At 58.6% G+C, this 16,281-nt stretch carries 12 protein-coding genes; 9 read left to right on the forward strand and 3 right to left on the reverse strand.

Annotation, left to right across the window (positions count from 1 at the left end; genetic code table 11):
* Positions 1–6: 6 nt before the first annotated feature.
* The 5 genes from H8E27_00560 to H8E27_00580 all read left to right on the forward strand — a co-directional run bounded on the left by H8E27_00560 (position 7) and on the right by H8E27_00580 (position 5,361).
* A complete protein-coding gene (locus tag H8E27_00560; protein MBC8324112.1) occupies positions 7–1,104 on the forward strand; it encodes a cobalamin biosynthesis protein P47K in 1,098 nt (365 codons plus the stop codon).
* Positions 1,105–1,151: 47 nt separating this feature from the next.
* Positions 1,152–1,547, forward strand: coding sequence for a hypothetical protein (locus tag H8E27_00565; GenBank protein ID MBC8324113.1), 396 nt, complete (start codon positions 1,152–1,154; stop codon positions 1,545–1,547).
* 2 nt (positions 1,548–1,549) lie between these two features.
* Positions 1,550–2,410 carry a ferredoxin family protein gene (locus H8E27_00570; GenBank protein ID MBC8324114.1) on the forward strand — a complete coding sequence of 287 codons (861 nt, stop codon included), beginning with the start codon at positions 1,550–1,552 and terminating at the stop codon, positions 2,408–2,410.
* Between the two features lie 90 nt (positions 2,411–2,500).
* Positions 2,501–4,255 (forward strand): polyprenyl synthetase family protein, encoded by a 1,755-nt coding sequence (locus H8E27_00575; GenBank protein ID MBC8324115.1) that lies wholly within the window; start codon positions 2,501–2,503, stop codon positions 4,253–4,255.
* A 212-nt stretch (positions 4,256–4,467) separates the two neighbouring features.
* Positions 4,468–5,361, forward strand: coding sequence for a hypothetical protein (locus H8E27_00580; GenBank protein MBC8324116.1), 894 nt, complete (start codon positions 4,468–4,470; stop codon positions 5,359–5,361).
* An 81-nt stretch (positions 5,362–5,442) separates the two neighbouring features.
* On the opposite strand, the gene H8E27_00585 is transcribed toward H8E27_00580, so the two are convergent.
* A complete protein-coding gene (locus H8E27_00585) occupies positions 5,443–6,909 on the reverse strand; it encodes a sodium/solute symporter (protein MBC8324117.1) in 1,467 nt (488 codons plus the stop codon).
* A gap of 142 nt (positions 6,910–7,051) precedes the next feature.
* Between H8E27_00585 and H8E27_00590 the strand changes: the two genes are divergently transcribed.
* Entirely contained in the window at positions 7,052–8,467 is a 1,416-nt protein-coding gene (locus tag H8E27_00590) for a Gfo/Idh/MocA family oxidoreductase (GenBank protein MBC8324118.1), read from the forward strand.
* A gap of 104 nt (positions 8,468–8,571) precedes the next feature.
* Complete coding sequence (locus H8E27_00595; GenBank protein MBC8324119.1) at positions 8,572–9,441, forward strand: FAD:protein FMN transferase; 870 nt, start codon at positions 8,572–8,574, stop codon at positions 9,439–9,441.
* Between the two features lie 61 nt (positions 9,442–9,502).
* Here H8E27_00595 and H8E27_00600 read toward each other — a convergent pair whose 3' ends face one another.
* Positions 9,503–11,524, reverse strand: coding sequence for an ATP-dependent helicase (locus H8E27_00600; protein ID MBC8324120.1), 2,022 nt, complete (start codon positions 11,522–11,524; stop codon positions 9,503–9,505).
* 270 nt (positions 11,525–11,794) lie between these two features.
* Here H8E27_00600 and H8E27_00605 point away from each other — a divergent pair, with 270 nt between their 5' ends.
* A complete protein-coding gene (locus H8E27_00605; protein MBC8324121.1) occupies positions 11,795–12,142 on the forward strand; it encodes a hypothetical protein in 348 nt (115 codons plus the stop codon).
* A 134-nt stretch (positions 12,143–12,276) separates the two neighbouring features.
* Positions 12,277–14,034, forward strand: a complete 1,758-nt coding sequence (locus tag H8E27_00610; GenBank protein ID MBC8324122.1) for an ABC transporter ATP-binding protein — start codon at positions 12,277–12,279, stop codon at positions 14,032–14,034.
* 90 nt (positions 14,035–14,124) lie between these two features.
* Here H8E27_00610 and H8E27_00615 read toward each other — a convergent pair whose 3' ends face one another.
* Entirely contained in the window at positions 14,125–16,236 is a 2,112-nt protein-coding gene (locus H8E27_00615) for an AMP-binding protein (protein MBC8324123.1), read from the reverse strand.
* Positions 16,237–16,281 lie beyond the last annotated feature (45 nt).

A 16,281-nucleotide genomic window follows, 5' to 3' on the forward strand; every position in this document is an offset into this window, starting at 1 on the left:
TACATTATGATTGGCGGATTCCTCGGTGCGGGGAAAACCACCAGCGTGGCTGCGCTGGCGCAGCATTTAACTGACGCCAGCCGCACCGTCGGCCTCATCACCAATGACCAAGGCCGCGAGCTGGTCGATACCGCGATGCTGCGTGCGAAGGGGTTTGCGACAGAGGAAATTCCCGGCGGCTGTTTTTGTTGCCGGTTCAATTCACTCGTCGATGCCGCCGCCAAACTCACCGAAAGCACCCGGCCGGATGTATTCATCGCCGAACCCGTCGGCAGTTGCACCGATTTAGTGGCCACGGTCACTTATCCGTTGAGCCGAATTTATGGTGATGAATTCAGCATCGCGCCGTTGAGCGTTTTGGTGGACCCCATCCGCGCCTCGCGTATTTTCGGCCTCAATCGTTTCAAAGAAGGTGGCCAGTTTTCTGAAAAGGTCATTTACATTTACCGCAAACAACTCGAGGAAGCCGACCTCATCGTCATCAACAAAACCGATCTGCTCGAGCCGGACACACTCGTTGCGCTCACCAAAAAACTCACCGAAGAATTCCCCAACGCCGAAGTCCTTCACATCTCCGCCCGCACTGGCGAGGGCTTGGAGGAATGGTTCGCCCGCATCACCGACGCCGAGCAAATTGCCCGCGCCGTGATGGAAGTGGACTACGAACGCTACGCCGAAGGCGAAGCTCTGCTCGGCTGGCTCAACGCCACCGTGCAGCTCCGCGCGACCGACTCCTTCGAAGCCCAGTCCGTGCTGCAACAATTCGCGGCGGACATCCAAAGGCAACTCAGCAAAGCCTCAGCCGAAATCGCCCACCTCAAAATGACCCTCAGCCCCGATGCGAGCCTCGATGGCCAAGTCGCCATCATCAACCTCGTCCGCAATGATTTCGTCCCCGAACTCTCCGCTGACCTCGATGCCCCCATCGACAGCGCCCAACTCATCATCAACCTCCGCGCCGAAGCCGACCCCAACACACTAAAAGCCGCTGTCGAAACCGCCCTCACCAACGCCCCAAAAACCCTCACCGCCACCCTCGACCATCTCGAACACTTCCGCCCCGGCAAACCCGAACCCACGCATCGCATCACCGACCTCACCTGACTTCCGCATTGGCAAAACCGCGACACCCCCGTACCCTCCCCGCATTCATGGCTGACAAACCGCGTATTCTTTTCTGCCATTGCAACTACGCTCAAGTGGTGCCGGATGAGGTGAAAACCGGAGTACTGCAGTCGCTTTGCAAATCGGGGCAAGCCTTCGAGGCGGTGGCGGATTTGTGCGAGATGGCGGCGCGGCGTGATCCCGCGCTAAAGCGATTGGCGGCCGGGGATGAGCCGGTGAAAATTGCAGCGTGTTATCCGCGCGCCGTGAAATGGCTTTTCGGCGGTTGCCAGGCACCCCTGAATGCCGGACGCACGGAGGTGGTAAATATGCGCGAACTGTCCGTCGAAGACGCAGCGGCCGCGATGCTCGATGAAACGGTGACGCCGAATTTGCCTGAAGATGGCTCGGTGGCGGCGGTGGAAGGTGAGAAAAAAATTTAACGATGGCGATTGCTGACGAAACCACTTTGCGCATCGTCCTTTATGAGGGCGAGGGTGCGGCGACTTTGGATGCGGCGGAACGTGGCTCGACATTGACGGCGTTGTTAGGGAAGGGCTATGCGGTCACTTGCGCGGGCGAGGGCGCGGTGGCGCCGGCGGATGACAGCGCGCTGTTGGTGCTCGGGCGTTTTGAAAATGGCCAGGCACCGGAGGCGGAGGATGCCAACGGTAATGTTGCGATCCGGTTTCGCGATATTGATGGGCTCGACTCGGAAGGCATCACGGCGTTGGTGGAGACGGAACGCGCGTCCTCCAATGCCGCGCAGCACGGCGAGTGGAAGCCTTGGTTTCCGGTCATCGATTACGACCGCTGCACCAACTGCATGCAGTGTCTTTCGTTTTGTTTGTTCGATGTGTACGGCGTGGATGATGAGCAGGAAATCCAGGTACAGAACAACGACAACTGCAAAACCAACTGCCCCGCCTGCAGCCGCGTGTGCCCCGAGGCGGCCATCATGTTTCCGAAATACAAAAGCGGCCCCATCAATGGCGATGTGGTGAGCGATGGCGAACTCAATCGCGAGAAGATGAAAATCGACATCTCGGCGCTGCTTGGCGGGGATGTGTATCAAATGCTCCGCGACCGAAGCCAACGCTCGCGCAGTCGCTTCTCAAAGGAACGCAGCTCGGACAAAGCGCTCGGTGAACGCACCAAATGCCTCACCAAACTCGCCGCCGAAGCCGACATCGACATCCCGCTCGAAGTTTTGCAAAGCCTCCCCAGTGCCGATGAGATCGCCCAGAAATCCGCCGCCGCCAATGCTAAGGCGCAAGCGGTGCTTGATGCGCGGGAGTCTGGTTAACTTCCTTGAAACATTCCGCTCGCATTGGCGTCTCACATTCGCGAAACTGCAGCACGCACAACGCCGCCGGTTTCGCCGGCATTTATTTGCATGACCACCGCCAGCGCGCCATTGAAAATTCCTCGAGTCGTTCCGCAGCGAAAGCCGCGGACGCCGCGCGAGAATATCCCCCAAACCCGCGAGGAACGCGAAACCATCCTGCGCGAGGTGCGGCATTATGTGGCCGAGCAAACCCTCGTGCCACCGGTGCCGATGAACGACCTCAAAGTGCACGCGGACGAATTGGTCGCCGCGCTCGGCACCAAGGAAATTTACCGCGACTACATCGGCATCCTCATCAACAACGAACTCTGGCGCGAAACGCTCGCCGCCGTGCCCTTCGAACGCCGCCTGTTGATGGTTCCCAAATGCCTCCGCGTGGAAGCCAAGTGCCCCGCGCCTTTTGATGAGTTTGGGTTGCTTTGCAAAAGCTGCGGACTGTGCAGCATTCAGGATTTGGAATACGAGGCGGAGAAGCTCGGCTACGCGGCGCTCGTCGCCGAGGGCAGCGCAATCGTGATGAGCCTCATTCAAACCGGCAAGATTGACGCCATCGTCGGCGTGGCGTGCATCCCCGTGCTCGAGCGCGCGTTCCCGTACATGGAAGCGGCGGCCGTGCCGGGCGTGGCCATTCCGTTGCTGCAGGATGATTGCATCGACACCGCAGTCGATGAGGATTGGATTTGGGATTACATTTACCTCACCAGCGACGACCAAACGCGCCGGTTGGATTTGAGCGGGCTGCACGACGAAGTGGAAACGTGGTTCACACCCGAATCGCTCGCCGCCATTATGGGCGAGAGCGAAGGCGAAACCGAAGCCATCGGCCGCGCTTGGCTCGCGCGCGCCGGCAAACGCTGGCGGCCTTTCCTCAGCGTGGCGGCGTATCAAGCACTGCGCGATGATGCCACGGAATCCGTTTCCGATGACCTCAAAAAAATCGCCATTGCCGTCGAGTGTTTCCACAAAGCCTCGCTCATCCACGACGACATCGAGGATGAAGACGCCGAACGTTACGGCGAAAAAACATTGCACGAAGAATACGGCCTCGCCGTGGCGCTCAACGTCGGCGATTTACTCATCGGCGAAGGCTACCGCCTCATCGGTGAAACGAAACTTTCCGCCGAACAACGCGCCGCGATGCTGCAAGTAGCCGCCAACGGCCAGCGCCATCTCTGCCGCGGCCAAGGCGCCGAACTGGTTTGGCAGCGCAATCCCGAGCCGCTCAAGTCCGTGCAGGTGCTCGAAATTTTCCGCCAAAAAACTGCGCCCGCATTTGAGGTTGCCCTCCGGCTCGGCTCCATTGCCGCCGACCTCGGCAAGTACGGGGAAGTTTCCGAAGTGCTCGGCGAGTACAGCAAAAACCTCGGCATCGCCTATCAAATCCGTGACGACCTCTCCGACCTCGGCGAGTCCGGCGACACCAACGACCTCGCCAGCCTGCGCCCCACACTGCTGCTCGCCGTCGCGCACGAAAAAGCCAAGGGCGAGCAAAAGGCGCAGCTCGCTGAAGTGTGGCGGCGGCAGTTGCCCGAGGGCGTCACCTTCGCGCAAATCGAGCAATGGTACCTCGACCTCAAAGCCGTGAAACGCGCCGAGGATTTGCAGCTCACTTACAAAGAACTGGCCATCCGTTCACTGACCGATCTGGAAAACGCCAACCTCAAAGGCCTTCTCCGCCGAGTGATCGGCAAAATTTTCAACGACACCGTCGTCAAAGGCTGGTGCAGCGAAGTCCAGGAAATCAGCGAACTGGAAAAAGTCCGCGCCCAAAACAGCAATGGCACGGCGACTGTGAGTCCCTGAGGGGCTTGCCAAAATCCCCGGATTGCTTTACATTTTCAATATGAAGGCAGACCCCGTTGAAACCCCTTCCAAACCGGGGCCAGCAAAAATCGATAAAGCCAATGTGTGTACGGCGAAGAAGAAGGTCTTCGGCGAGCACGCCGACCTCATAAAGAAGCTCGCCAAGTAATGGACGAAGCTGAATCGGCGGAGACCTTGCGTAAACTTTTTGCATGAGCCTCCGCCTCGAAATGCTGCAAGTGGCGCGTGTGGCGCCCAAGGTGCTCGGCGACGCCGCCGAACTCGTCCGCACCTTTCTCGCTTCCCAACAAAATCCGGATGGCGGGTTTCGTGATCGCGATGGCGAAAGCGATCTCTACTACACCGTGTTCGGCCTGGACGCTCTGGCGGTGTTTCAGGCCGAGCCGAACATGGCCGCTGTCGAACAATTCCTCCTCACCCACGGCGAAGGCGATGGCCTTGATCTGGTGCACCTCAGTTGCCTCACGCGCTGTTGGGGCTCACTTGGAAAAGACCGCATGCCGAAAGGCTTGCGCGCGGCACTACTCAAACGACTCGAAGCCTTCCGCAAACCGTGTGGCGGTTGGGACAATAATCTGAAACGCGAATACGGCACCGCGTACGGTTCCTTTCTTGCCCTCGGGGCGTATCAGGACATGGGCAAGCTGCCGCCCAAGCCGCTGCGCATTTTGCAGAGCCTCAAAAAACTGGAGACGCCCGATCAAGCCTGGAACAATCATCCCAACCTCCCGGTCGGCTCCACCAACCCCACCGCCGGCGCCGTCGTACTGCTGAACAATTTGCACCTGCCCATCAACGCCGAGGTCGGCCAATGGCTGCGCGCGCGACTGCATCCGCAAGGCGGCTTCGTTGCCGTGCCCGGTGCTCCCATGCCTGACCTCCTCTCCACCGCTACCGCCCTCCACGCGCTGGCCGCGTTAGACGTGCGCCTCACCGAAGACGAAACCGAACGCTGCTTGGATTTTGTGGACACCCTCTGGAATGCCACCGGCGGTTTCCACGGCCATTGGTCGGATGACTTTCTCGATTGCGAATATACCTTCTACGGATTGCTCGCGCTGGGGCATTTGAAAATGAACGGGTGAACTGGATTCGATGTTCATTTTCCCACGGAGACACAGAGGCCACAGGGATTGATTTGATCTGTGCTCCCCGTGTTTCTGGGTTTATTTATTTTGGACTGCTCGGGCCAACAGCGCCACTCCGATGGTGATCCCGCAGCCAATCACCGTGTACCACGGCCAATGGATGGCGTCTTTCAATCCGTACTTGATGGCGATCATCGCGATTAACGAAACGGCCATTCCGAGAATGACAGGCGTGCCGTTGCCTTTCTTAATAGTGAGTGCCAGCAGCACACCGCCGAGCAGACCGCCGCTGGCGAGGCCGACGAGGCTGAAGGCGGCGTCCATTACCGATTCCACTTCTCGGCTGGCGAAGGCCACCACAATGAGCATTGCCCCCCAAAACAGCGTGGTCCAACGGCTAAGTTTCAGTTTATGCCCGTCGCTGCTTTCTTTTTTGGCGAAGCCAAGATCCATCACGGTGACCGATGACAAGGCGCTCAGCGCCGAGCTCACTGACGACATTGCGGCGGCTAAGATGCCGACGAGCAGGAGTCCTTTCACGCCCACCGGCGCTTGGGCGAGCATAAAGATGGGAAACACAAAATCGGTTTGTTTTTTGCCAAATGAATTTTCCGGGATGTCAATGGGAATGGGCGTTTGCTGATAGAGCACCCAAAGCAACACGCCGACCATCAGGAAAAGCAGCATCATCGGCAGAATCACCACGGCACAAAACACCAGCGCCTTGCGGCCATCGGCGATGGAACGGCACGCGAGCACGCGCTGTGCCACAAGTTGATCCACGCCGTGCGTGAACAGCACAAACACGCCCGCGCCGAGAACCCCCATCCAAAGATTAAACGGCGCAGCGAGCGCGAATTGCGTGTTGAGCCACTCCAGTTTGCCTTCGGCACGCGCGGTTACAATCGCACTACCCCAACCACCGTCAATGAGCGTTGGAATATAAAACAGCGCGAACAATCCGCCGGCCACAAACAAAATAAACTGCGCCGCATCGGTCCACACCACGGCTTTTAATCCACCCACAAACGTGTACACGAGCGACAAGCCGACAAAGAGCAGGATGGCCGGCAGCACCGGCCAATCGAGCATCAGCTGCAAGGGGATGCACGTGACAAACACGCGCACGCCCGCGGCGAGCGTGCCGACAATGAGAAACATAACCGCCGCCGTCTTGTGCGCGCCGCTGCCGAAGGCGTTGCCGATGAGCGCGTAAGGCGAATAAATTTCTTTTTTGAAATACAACGGCACCATCACCACCGCCAACACGATGCGGCCGATCACGTAGCCGATCACGATTTGGATGAACATCAAATTGCCGCCATACGCCATCGCAGGCACACCGATGAATGTCAGTGCGCTCGTCTCGGTGGCCACAATGGAAAATGCCACGGCCCACCAAGGCAGCTCGCGTCCGCCGAGGAAATAGTCGCGCGTGGTTTTCTGCCCGCGCCCCAACCAAATGCCCAGCACAATGATGCCGATGAGATAAACAAAAATGACCGCCCAATCGATTGATGAAATCTGCGACGCGCCGGCTAACATCGGGGCATTGTCCGGAGGCAGCGGGCTAGGGCAACCAAATCCAATTCACAGGTTGCAAAACGATAAGATTCAGGGTTGACGCTTGGCCGCTTGGGGCTATCCTTCGAAACACCAATTGGGCAACACAAACAAAAGGTATTTTATGAGTAACAAAAATCTATCCCCCAAGGTCGGCGAAACCCGGCGCAAATTCCTCAAAACGACCGGCACAGTGGCCGCCGCGGCCGCCGCGTTAAAGGTGCCGGTGTACGCGGGCAACAAAGCGCCCTCAGCCAATGTCAAGGGCGCGAATGAAAAAATCGTGGTTGGCTATGTCGGCGTCGGCGGGCGCGGGTTCGGTGCACACGTGCGCCAAATGCGCCAACACGCCGAGGGCAACAATATCGCACAAGCGGCGATGTGCGACGTGTCCAAGCACCGCGCCAATGCGGCGAAGGATTTTGTCACCAAAAGTTCCAAAGACACTGTGGAAGCATACACCGATTACCGCAAAGTGATCGAGCGCAAGGACATCGACGCGGTAGTGTGCGCCACGGTGGATCACTGGCACACGCGCATTTGCATCGAGGCGATGGAGAGCGGCAAAGATATTTATGTTGAGAAACCAATGACGCGTTATCTCGGCGAAGCGTTTAAATTGTACGACGCCGTGAAGCGCACCAAACGCAAGGTGCAAGTCGGCTCGCAGATCACCAGTTGCGGCAACTTCGCCAAAGCCGCCGAGCTCATTGCCCAGGGTAAGATGGGCCCGCTCGTGCTCGCGCAAGGGTCGTACATGCGCAACAACCCCAAGGGCGAATGGAACTACCGCCTGCAACCGTGGGCCACCAAGGGCGACATCCAATGGACCACCGAGAAAGGCAAGATCGGCTGGCTGCGTGAAGACATGAAACAAATCGGGTTCAACGCCGACCATTATTTCCGCTGGCGCAAATACCTTCCGTACTGCGCCGGATTATTGGGTGATCTCATTCCGCATCGCCTCTTCCCGCTGATGCGCGCCACCGGCAAACCGGAATTCCCGAGCCGCGTCGTCTGCCTCGGCACCCGCAAGATCACGCCGGACCGCGACGTGAGCGACAACACGCAAGTGCTCGCCGAGTTCCCGAACGGAATGACGCTGATCGTCACCAGCTCGTCGGTCAATGAACAGGGCCTCAATGAAACCATCCGCGGCCAATACGGCACGATGTATCTCAGCACCAACGGCAGCAGCCTCGAGTACAAACCCGAGCGCCCCTTTGCTGAGGAGTTTGATCCCGAAAGCTTCACCAACCTCGCCCCCAGCGGCAACACCACCCCGCAGCACCACAAAAACTGGCTCGACTGCATCCGCAACGGCGGCGAACCGGTGGCTGGAATCGACCTCGCCATCAAAGTGCAAACCGTGATTTCCCTCGCGGAAATCGCCGATCGACGCGGCACGATGGCGCATTTCGATCCCAAAACCCGCAAGATCACCGACGGCACCGGCCGCGAGATCAAAGCCTACGATTACGCCGAGGAAGCCAAGCTCGACCAAGGTCCGTACGGCCCCATCAAAGAAATCGGCGGCTGAGGCCATTGAAAATTCACGGGCTCCGCGGGCGACCGCGGAGCCTTTTTTTATGAACCGCCAAAACACAAAGACGCCAAGTTTTTGAGAGGGGCGCCGACAGTGCGATGACTCCAAACGAAACCATCACCGTTGCCGCCGAGGCGATGGCCACTCGCTTTGAGGTCGCCTTGCACGGTGCGCCCGAAGCCACATTGCGCGCGGCGGCAGAAGAAGCTCTGGCGGAAATCACACGGCTCGAGGCGATGCTCAGCCTCTACCGGCCCACCAGCGAAATCGCCCACCTCAATCAACGTGCCGCGTACGAGCCGGTGCGTGTGTCCGCCGAAGTCTTCGCATTGCTCGAACGCTGCGTGGAATTAAACCAACAAACCCAAGGCGCATTCGACATCACCCTCGCGCCATTGATGCGGTGCTGGCGGTTTATGAATGACACCGGCGCGGTGCCCACCGACGATGCGATCGCCGAGGCGCTCGCTTGCACTGGAATGCAACGCCTCCAACTCAACCCCGATGACACCACCGTGCAATTTACGTGCGAAGGCGTGATGCTCGACTTGGGCTCCATCGGCAAAGGCTACGCGCTCGAACAAGCCGCCGCGTGGTTGCGTGAAAATGAATTTGAAAATTTTCTCATTCACGGCGGCACCAGCACCGTATGCGCACGCGGTGCCCAAGCCGATGACAGCCCGTGGCGTGTGGCGGTGGAAAACCCCGACGATAATCAACCTCCGCTGCACATCGTTGATTTGAAAAATGAATCGCTGTCCGTTTCTGGTATCGGCGGCAAATCATTCATCGATGCCGAAGGCATCGAGCAAGGCCACGTCATCAATCCCCGCACCGGCCGCCCCTCCCAAGCCGCACGCGTGGCCGCGGTGGTGTGCGAACCCGCCACCGAAAGCGACGCGTGGGCAACTGCGTTTTTGGTGGACCCGAAGTTGGAAGTGCCGGAGGGGATGCGGGTTTTGAGGTAGAGCGGTTTCTCCAAAACCGCCTTGGCGCGCTCGGAGAGCACGCCCTGCCTGTGAACGATCTTTAAAACGCCCCCTGTTGATAGGGGTCGAACGATCCAATCTTCCATTCGTCGATTAATTCATCGGGCAATTCCTTGAGGAAACGTGATGGGAGCTGGATCATATCCTCGCTGCTGCCGGCGGCGACGGTGCGGATGAGTGGATGGCACAGGTACAGCTCATCCTTTGCGCGGGTGATGGCGACGTAAAAGAGGCGGCGCTCTTCCTCCTCGCCGTCCAGAGAATCGAGCGAGCGATTGCTCGGGAACATTCCGTCGCACAGCATAATGACAAACACCACTTTGAACTCCAGCCCTTTGGCTTGGTGGATGGTGGTGAGGCGGAGCTTTTCGTCGTCCTCATTTTCAGAACGCTCCTGTTCGGCCTCCACGTTGGTGAGCAGTGCCAGCTCAGCCAGAAAATTTTCCAGCGATTCGTATTGGCGCGCAAACACACTGAGTTGCTCGATATCATCTCTTCGTTGCGGCGCTTTATCGTAATTCGCCTCCAGATAATCCGAATAGCCCGCCTCCAAAATCAATGAAATCATTTCGCCCGCATCACCGGCCACCGGTGGAGCTTCCAGCTGGGCGACCGTTGCGGAAAATTGTGCCCACGGCACTTTGGCTTTTTTGGGCACACCGGCGCAGAGCTGCACCGCCTCCGCCAACGGTCGGCTGCCCGCGTGTGTGGCCAGAAATTGGCCCCACAACTTCAGCGCCGTTTTGCCGCCCACGCCGGGCAGCATCAGCACGAGCCGCTTGAAGGCCTGTTCGTCGCGCGGATTGGCCAGCCATTTGAGGTAGGACGTCACGTCCTTGATGTGCGCTTGTTCAAAAAACCGCACGCCGCTGGTGATCGAAAATGGAATGTTGCGCCGCGTTAATTCCAGTTGCAATTCCAGCGCGTGAAAATGCGAACGATACAGCACTGCCATTTCATCGAGCTCGATGCCCTCCTCGCGCAGCTCCAGCGCGCGTTGGGCGATGAAGGCCGCTTGTTCGTCGGCGGCGCTGCACACCACTTTCGCGGGCTTCTCGCCCGAGTCACGACACGCGGCCAGTTCCTTGGCAAACTGCCGGGTGTTGGCGGCGATGGCCGCATTGGCGAGGTTCAGGATTTCCGGGGTGCTGCGGTAGTTCGTTTCGATTTTGTAGACTGCAGCGCCGGGATAACGCTTGGGGAATTCCATTATATTTGCGTAATTCGCACCGCGCCACGAGTAGATGCTTTGCGAATCATCGCCCACCACCATCACGTTTTTGTAACGCGCGCCGAGCAAGTCGATCAGCTCCGCCTGCAGCAAATTCGTGTCCTGATACTCATCCACGAGCACAAACTGAAACCGTTGCTGATACATGGTGCGCACGTCCTCGTGTTCCTTCATCAAGCGCAGCCACAGCACCAGCAAATCATCAAAATCCATCAATCCATTGGCGAGCTTTCGCTCGGTGTAACGGCCGAGCACATCAGTGATTTGCTCCGTCAACGGCTCGAACCACGGGTAGCGGTCCTCAATAATTTCGCTCACCGGCACTTGCTTGTTAATCGCCAGCGAGCCGATGTCGCCCACCACATCCGGCTTGGGAAAGCGCGTGGCCTTCACGTCGATCTCCGCCTCCACGATGCACGCGGTGACGAGCCCCTTGGCGTCCTCGCGATCTTGGATGGTAAACGACCGCGTGAACCCCAGCGCCTCCGCGTGCCGCCGCAACACGCGATGGCCGATGGAATGGAAGGTGCCGCCCCACAGCTCGCTCATATCGCGCCCAATCAAATCCGTCACGCGCCCCATCATTTCTTTGGCGGCTTTATTGGTGAACGTCAGCAGCAAAATGCGATCCGCCGGCACGCCTTGTTCCAGCAAATACGCCACGCGATAAGTGAGCGTGCGCGTCTTGCCTGAGCCCGCGCCGGCAATCACCAACGCCGGCCCCGGCAGGGCGGTCACCGCCGCGCGCTGCGATTCGTTCAGCTCCGCCTCGTAGTCGATGTGTAAATCAACCGAGTCGCGATAAGGCTGCAAAGTGTACTCCCGTGGCACGCGGGCTACGGTAAGGGCGGAAAGGCACTAGGGCGAGGGAAGAAGTTTTTAGTGAGTGGGGAATTGGGAGTAGAGTGCGGTTGGCGAGAATCGCAGGCCGCGCAATCGTCCCAGCGGGACGAATGAAAATAGCCCTCCGGGTCACAACCCACTAATCCCTACTCCCAATTCCCTACACCCAATTCCCCACTCACCCCTAATTTCCCTCTCGCGAATAACTTATCATCGCGCCGCCCCGTTCACTCACTATTCTTCGTGCAGGAGGAGGTTATGCCGGATTCGGGACATCACACATTCACACCGCGCTGCGTGCGTTTGGTTCGCTTTGCGGATTTGGAACTGCGCGATGCCGGCGGTGCCGTACAGGATTTGCCCACATCACGGGACTTTTTCGACTGCCTTTCCTATTTCCAAAACGAACGCACCGCCTACACCGGCCGCGCGCAGGCGGTGGATTTGCGCGGGCGCGTGACGGCCGAAGGCTACTTTCACGAAGGCCGCCCTGAGGGCCATTGGACGCGTTGGTACAATAACGGCCAAAAGCGCGAAGAATTTTTCATCACCAACGGCGAGTGCGCCCAAGCCCAACATTGGGATAAAGACGGCGTGCCGATTTGATCTCCCTTCGTTTCAAATAAACCTTGGCGTCTTGGCGTCTTGGCGGTTCCATTCCCGCGATGTCCAGTCACAGCCACGCAGATCACTCCGCCCCGGCGGGCGATCCCACCTTCACCGCGCGCAAACGTTCCACGATGGAAGTCCTCGGGCGCGTGTGGAAATATCTGCTGCCCTACAAAGGCCTCGCGATGGCGACGGTCGGCTGCGCGGTGCTGTCGCTCCTTTGCGCGCTCACCTATCCGAAGCTCACCCAATACATCATCGACGGCATCATTGAAAATGACGGCGGCACCCAACGCCTCAAATGGGCGGTACTCGCAATGGGCGGCGCGTTTCTGCTGCGTGATTTGTTCAACAGCCTGCGCATTCGCATCAACAATCATTTTGAGCAAAACGTCATCTACGATATGCGGCGTGACGTGTTCGGCAAACTGCAGCGGTTACCGGTCAATTATTTCGACAAACGCGCCAGCGGCGACCTGATGACGCGGGTCGTCGAAGACATCAACAACGTCGAGCGCGTGCTCATCGATGGCACTGAACAAGGCACCGTTGCCGTCCTTTGCATCGGCGGCATCAGCGGCATTTTGTTTTATACCAATCCATTTCTGGCCGCCATCGCCCTCTCGCCCCTGCCGCTGCTGGCCGCGGGCGCGTTGTGGTACACGCTCACCGCGCACCGCCGTTACCGCCGCCAACGCGAAGCCGCCAGCGCAATGAACGCGCTCTTAATGGACGACCTGCAGGGCATCCGGCAAATCAAGGCGTACGGCCGGCAGGACCACGAGGACGCGCGCTTCGCCGATCGCTCCGACGCGCTCCGCCAAGGCAACCTCGGCATTATGCGCGCCTGGGCGAATTACAATCCGGCGATGAATTTTTTCGCGGCGCTGGGCACCGTGCTCGTGCTGTGGTTTGGTGGACAGGAAGTGATGGCCGGCGAAATGACCACCGGCGAATTAGTCGGGTTTCTTTTTTATCTGATGCTTTTTTATGAACCCGTCGCGCGGTTGCACGGGCTAAACCAAATGCTCCAAAGCGCCCGCGCCGCAGGCGAGCGCGTGTTCGATATTCTCGACCACGACACCGAACGCGACGAGACCAGCAAAACCCAATTGCCCGAACCCGTGCGTGGCGAGGTGGTTTATGAAGACGTCGGTTTTGAATACGAATCCGACCGGCCCATTTTGAAACACATTTCGCTGCACGCCAAGCCCGGCGAGATGATCGCACTCGTCGGCCCCACCGGCGCGGGCAAGAGCACGCTCGTGAATTTGTTGCCGGCGTTTTACGAAATCAGTTCCGGCCGCGTTACTATTGATGGCCAAAGCGTGGCCGACACCTCGCTCGCTTCGCTGCGCCAACACATCGCCATTGTCAGTCAGGAACCCTTTCTCTTCAACGGCACCATCCGCGAGAATATCCAATACGGCAAACTCGATGCCACCGAAGACGAACTCATCGCCGCCGCCAAAGCCGCCAACTGCCACGAATTTATCACCGCACTTCCCGAAAGTTACGACGCCCGCGTGGGCGAACGCGGCGTGAAACTCAGCGTCGGCGAAAAGCAACGCGTCAGCGTCGCGCGCGCATTGCTCGCCGACGCCCCGCTGCTCATCCTCGATGAAGCCACCGCCAGTGTAGACACCGCCACCGAGCGTTTAATTCAGGAAGCCCTCGAACACCTCATGGAAGGCCGCACCAGTTTTGTCATCGCCCATCGCCTCAGCACCATCCGCAAAGCCACCCAAATCTTAGTTCTAAAAAACGGCGAAATCATCGAACGCGGCACACACGAAACCCTCCTCGACCAAAACGGCCTCTACGCCAAGCTCGCCCGCATCCAAAACACCACCTTCATCGAAGAAAGCTTCGAGAAATTGGAAGGGTGATTTTCCCACCACAGAAGTACAGGGAACACAAAAGCGGGTAGGGCGTGCTCCCCGAGCGCGCCACGGCGGTTTCGGAGAAACCGCCCTACCTTAATCCACCACCAGTTTATTCAATTCAGGATAATTCGTTTTACCGGAACCGAGCACTGGGATTTCTTCGAGCACTTTGATTTCGCGCGGCGCGGCGAGGTTTGGCAATCCGGCGGCGGTGATGGCTTCACGGATTTCGGTTAGCTCGAGCGCGGCTTTGTTGGTGGCGGCGATGAGTTGCTCGCCTTTGTCGGCATCGGGACGGGCCACGACGGCAATGGCGCAATCTTCGCCGTGTTGGGGGAAGGCTCCGGCGAGGGCGTTTTCCACGGCGGTGAGGCTCACCATTTCGCCACTGATTTTCGCAAAGCGCTTGGCGCGGCCTTTGATGGTGATGTAGCGATCGGCATCCACGGTGACGATGTCGCCGGTGTCGTACCAGCCGCCGAGTTTTTGAAATTCCGCGTTGGGCTCAGGGTTGAGGTAGCCCTTCATGATGTTCGGGCCTTTGACCAATAACTTGCCGCCATCGTCCACGCCATCGATTTTCTCCAGCCGATAGTCCACGCCGGGGAACAAACGACCCACCGCGCCTTCGCGGCTTTCGAGGATGGTGCTGGTGCTGAGCACGGGGCCGGTTTCGGTGGCGCCGTAGCCTTCCATGAGGCTCACGCCAAACTTCCGCGCCCACGTGTCGCGCGTGGCTTCCTGAATTTTTTCCGCGCCACAAATCACGTAGCGCAGTTCGGCAAAATCCGATGGTTGGCCAAAGCGCGCGTAGCCATTGAGAAATGTATTGGTGGCCAGCATCACCGTGCAGTCGCGATCGTAAAACACCGCCGGGATTTGCCGGTACATCAACGGTGATGGAAATAGATAAACAAAATTGCCGCGCAACAGCGGCAGCAACAAACCCGCCGTGAGCCCGAAGCTGTGGAAGAGCGGCAGGCAAGTGAAGAAGCGATCGGATTCTTTGAGGTCAATCACCGAGGCGCATTGGCGCGCGTTGGCGAGCAGATTGCGATGCGTCAACTCCACGCCCTTGGGCACCCCCTCCGAGCCGCTGGTGAAGAGGACCACCGCCGTGTCGGTGAACGGCGTGTAATGTCCCGCGAGTGGGTTGAGCTTATGATTCAACAACGCGCCCAGTTTACTGAGTCCGGAAATATTTTCGCGCACGTCCTCCAGATAAATCAACTCCACGCCCGCTGCCTCGAAGGGTTCCGCTTCCAGCTTGGCTTTTTCGAGAAACGCCTTGGACGTAATGATTTGTTTGATGCCCGCCAGCTCCGTGCACTGCAGCATCGTGGCCGCGCCGGCGGTGTAATTCAAAACCGCCGGCACCTTACCCGCGGCCCACAGGCTGGTGAGCGTGGCCACCTTACTATTCACATTCGGCAGCAGCACTCCCACGCGCTCGGCTTGTTTGTCCAGCAACCGTTCCCACTGCGCCGCCAATAAATCAGTACCAACGAGCAGCCTCCGATAGGTCAGCGTTTGAAACGTCGTATCCTCCAGCGCGATTTTGTGTGGGATGTGTTTGGCCAATGCCGCCAGCGCGGTAATGATCGTTTGTGCGCCGTGCTCCATCTCCGTTTCGAACTGCTGCCGCACCATCCGATCTCGCAGCCATTGATTGAGCTTCGCCCGTTGCTCGGCCGGTTTGCCTTCATACTCCGGCGGCTCGATGGGATCGCTGAAATGCGCTGTCACTTTCGGGAACCACTTTGTCCAGCCGCCGTGCGGGCTGCCCAACACCCGGCTGGCCCCGCGCAGATAACAGGTGATCACCTTCGCCTGCGTTTTTTGGATGAGAAATCCCGTGCCATCAAAGAGCCGCTGCAAACTGCCCGTGCGGCTCATCCGTCCTTCGGCGAAAAGCAGCAACTTGCCCCCGCCCTCGAGATGCGTTGCCATTTTTTTTAACGCCGGCGCCGGATCCACGCCAATGGAAATGATGCGCGGATTATTGAGAATCCACGCGTGCAGCTTGCTCGTGCGCGCTGGCATCTCGGACGCCGCAAACTTCCAGTCCGGCTCCAAACACAGCCCCACGAACAACCAATCGATCCACGAAAGATGATTTGGGATCAGCAGCATCGGCCCTTTACCGCACGTGACCTCCTCATTGATCGCACGAAAACGAAACCACACCCGCAGCCCGCAACGCATTAGTTTCAAAAAAAATCGGTTCGCCCAAATATTCATCGGTCCGGC

Source organism: Limisphaerales bacterium (genome assembly GCA_014382585.1).
Lineage (GTDB): Bacteria > Verrucomicrobiota > Verrucomicrobiia > Limisphaerales > UBA1100 > JACNJL01.

Excerpts from the sequence above, each read along its gene's own strand:
- H8E27_00570 (MBC8324114.1), top strand. The coding sequence starts at position 1,550 with ATGGCGATTGCTGACGAAACCACTTTGCGCATCGTCCTTTATGAGGGC.
- H8E27_00575 (MBC8324115.1), top strand. The coding sequence starts at position 2,501 with ATGACCACCGCCAGCGCGCCATTGAAAATTCCTCGAGTCGTTCCGCAG.
- H8E27_00605 (MBC8324121.1), top strand. The coding sequence starts at position 11,795 with ATGCCGGATTCGGGACATCACACATTCACACCGCGCTGCGTGCGTTTG.
- H8E27_00560 (MBC8324112.1), top strand. The coding sequence starts at position 7 with ATGATTGGCGGATTCCTCGGTGCGGGGAAAACCACCAGCGTGGCTGCG.
- H8E27_00565 (MBC8324113.1), top strand. The coding sequence starts at position 1,152 with ATGGCTGACAAACCGCGTATTCTTTTCTGCCATTGCAACTACGCTCAA.
- H8E27_00595 (MBC8324119.1), top strand. The coding sequence starts at position 8,572 with ATGACTCCAAACGAAACCATCACCGTTGCCGCCGAGGCGATGGCCACT.
- H8E27_00615 (MBC8324123.1), bottom strand. The coding sequence starts at position 16,236 with ATGCGTTGCGGGCTGCGGGTGTGGTTTCGTTTTCGTGCGATCAATGAG.
- H8E27_00585 (MBC8324117.1), bottom strand. The coding sequence starts at position 6,909 with ATGTTAGCCGGCGCGTCGCAGATTTCATCAATCGATTGGGCGGTCATT.
- H8E27_00590 (MBC8324118.1), top strand. The coding sequence starts at position 7,052 with ATGAGTAACAAAAATCTATCCCCCAAGGTCGGCGAAACCCGGCGCAAA.
- H8E27_00580 (MBC8324116.1), top strand. The coding sequence starts at position 4,468 with ATGAGCCTCCGCCTCGAAATGCTGCAAGTGGCGCGTGTGGCGCCCAAG.
- H8E27_00610 (MBC8324122.1), top strand. The coding sequence starts at position 12,277 with ATGGAAGTCCTCGGGCGCGTGTGGAAATATCTGCTGCCCTACAAAGGC.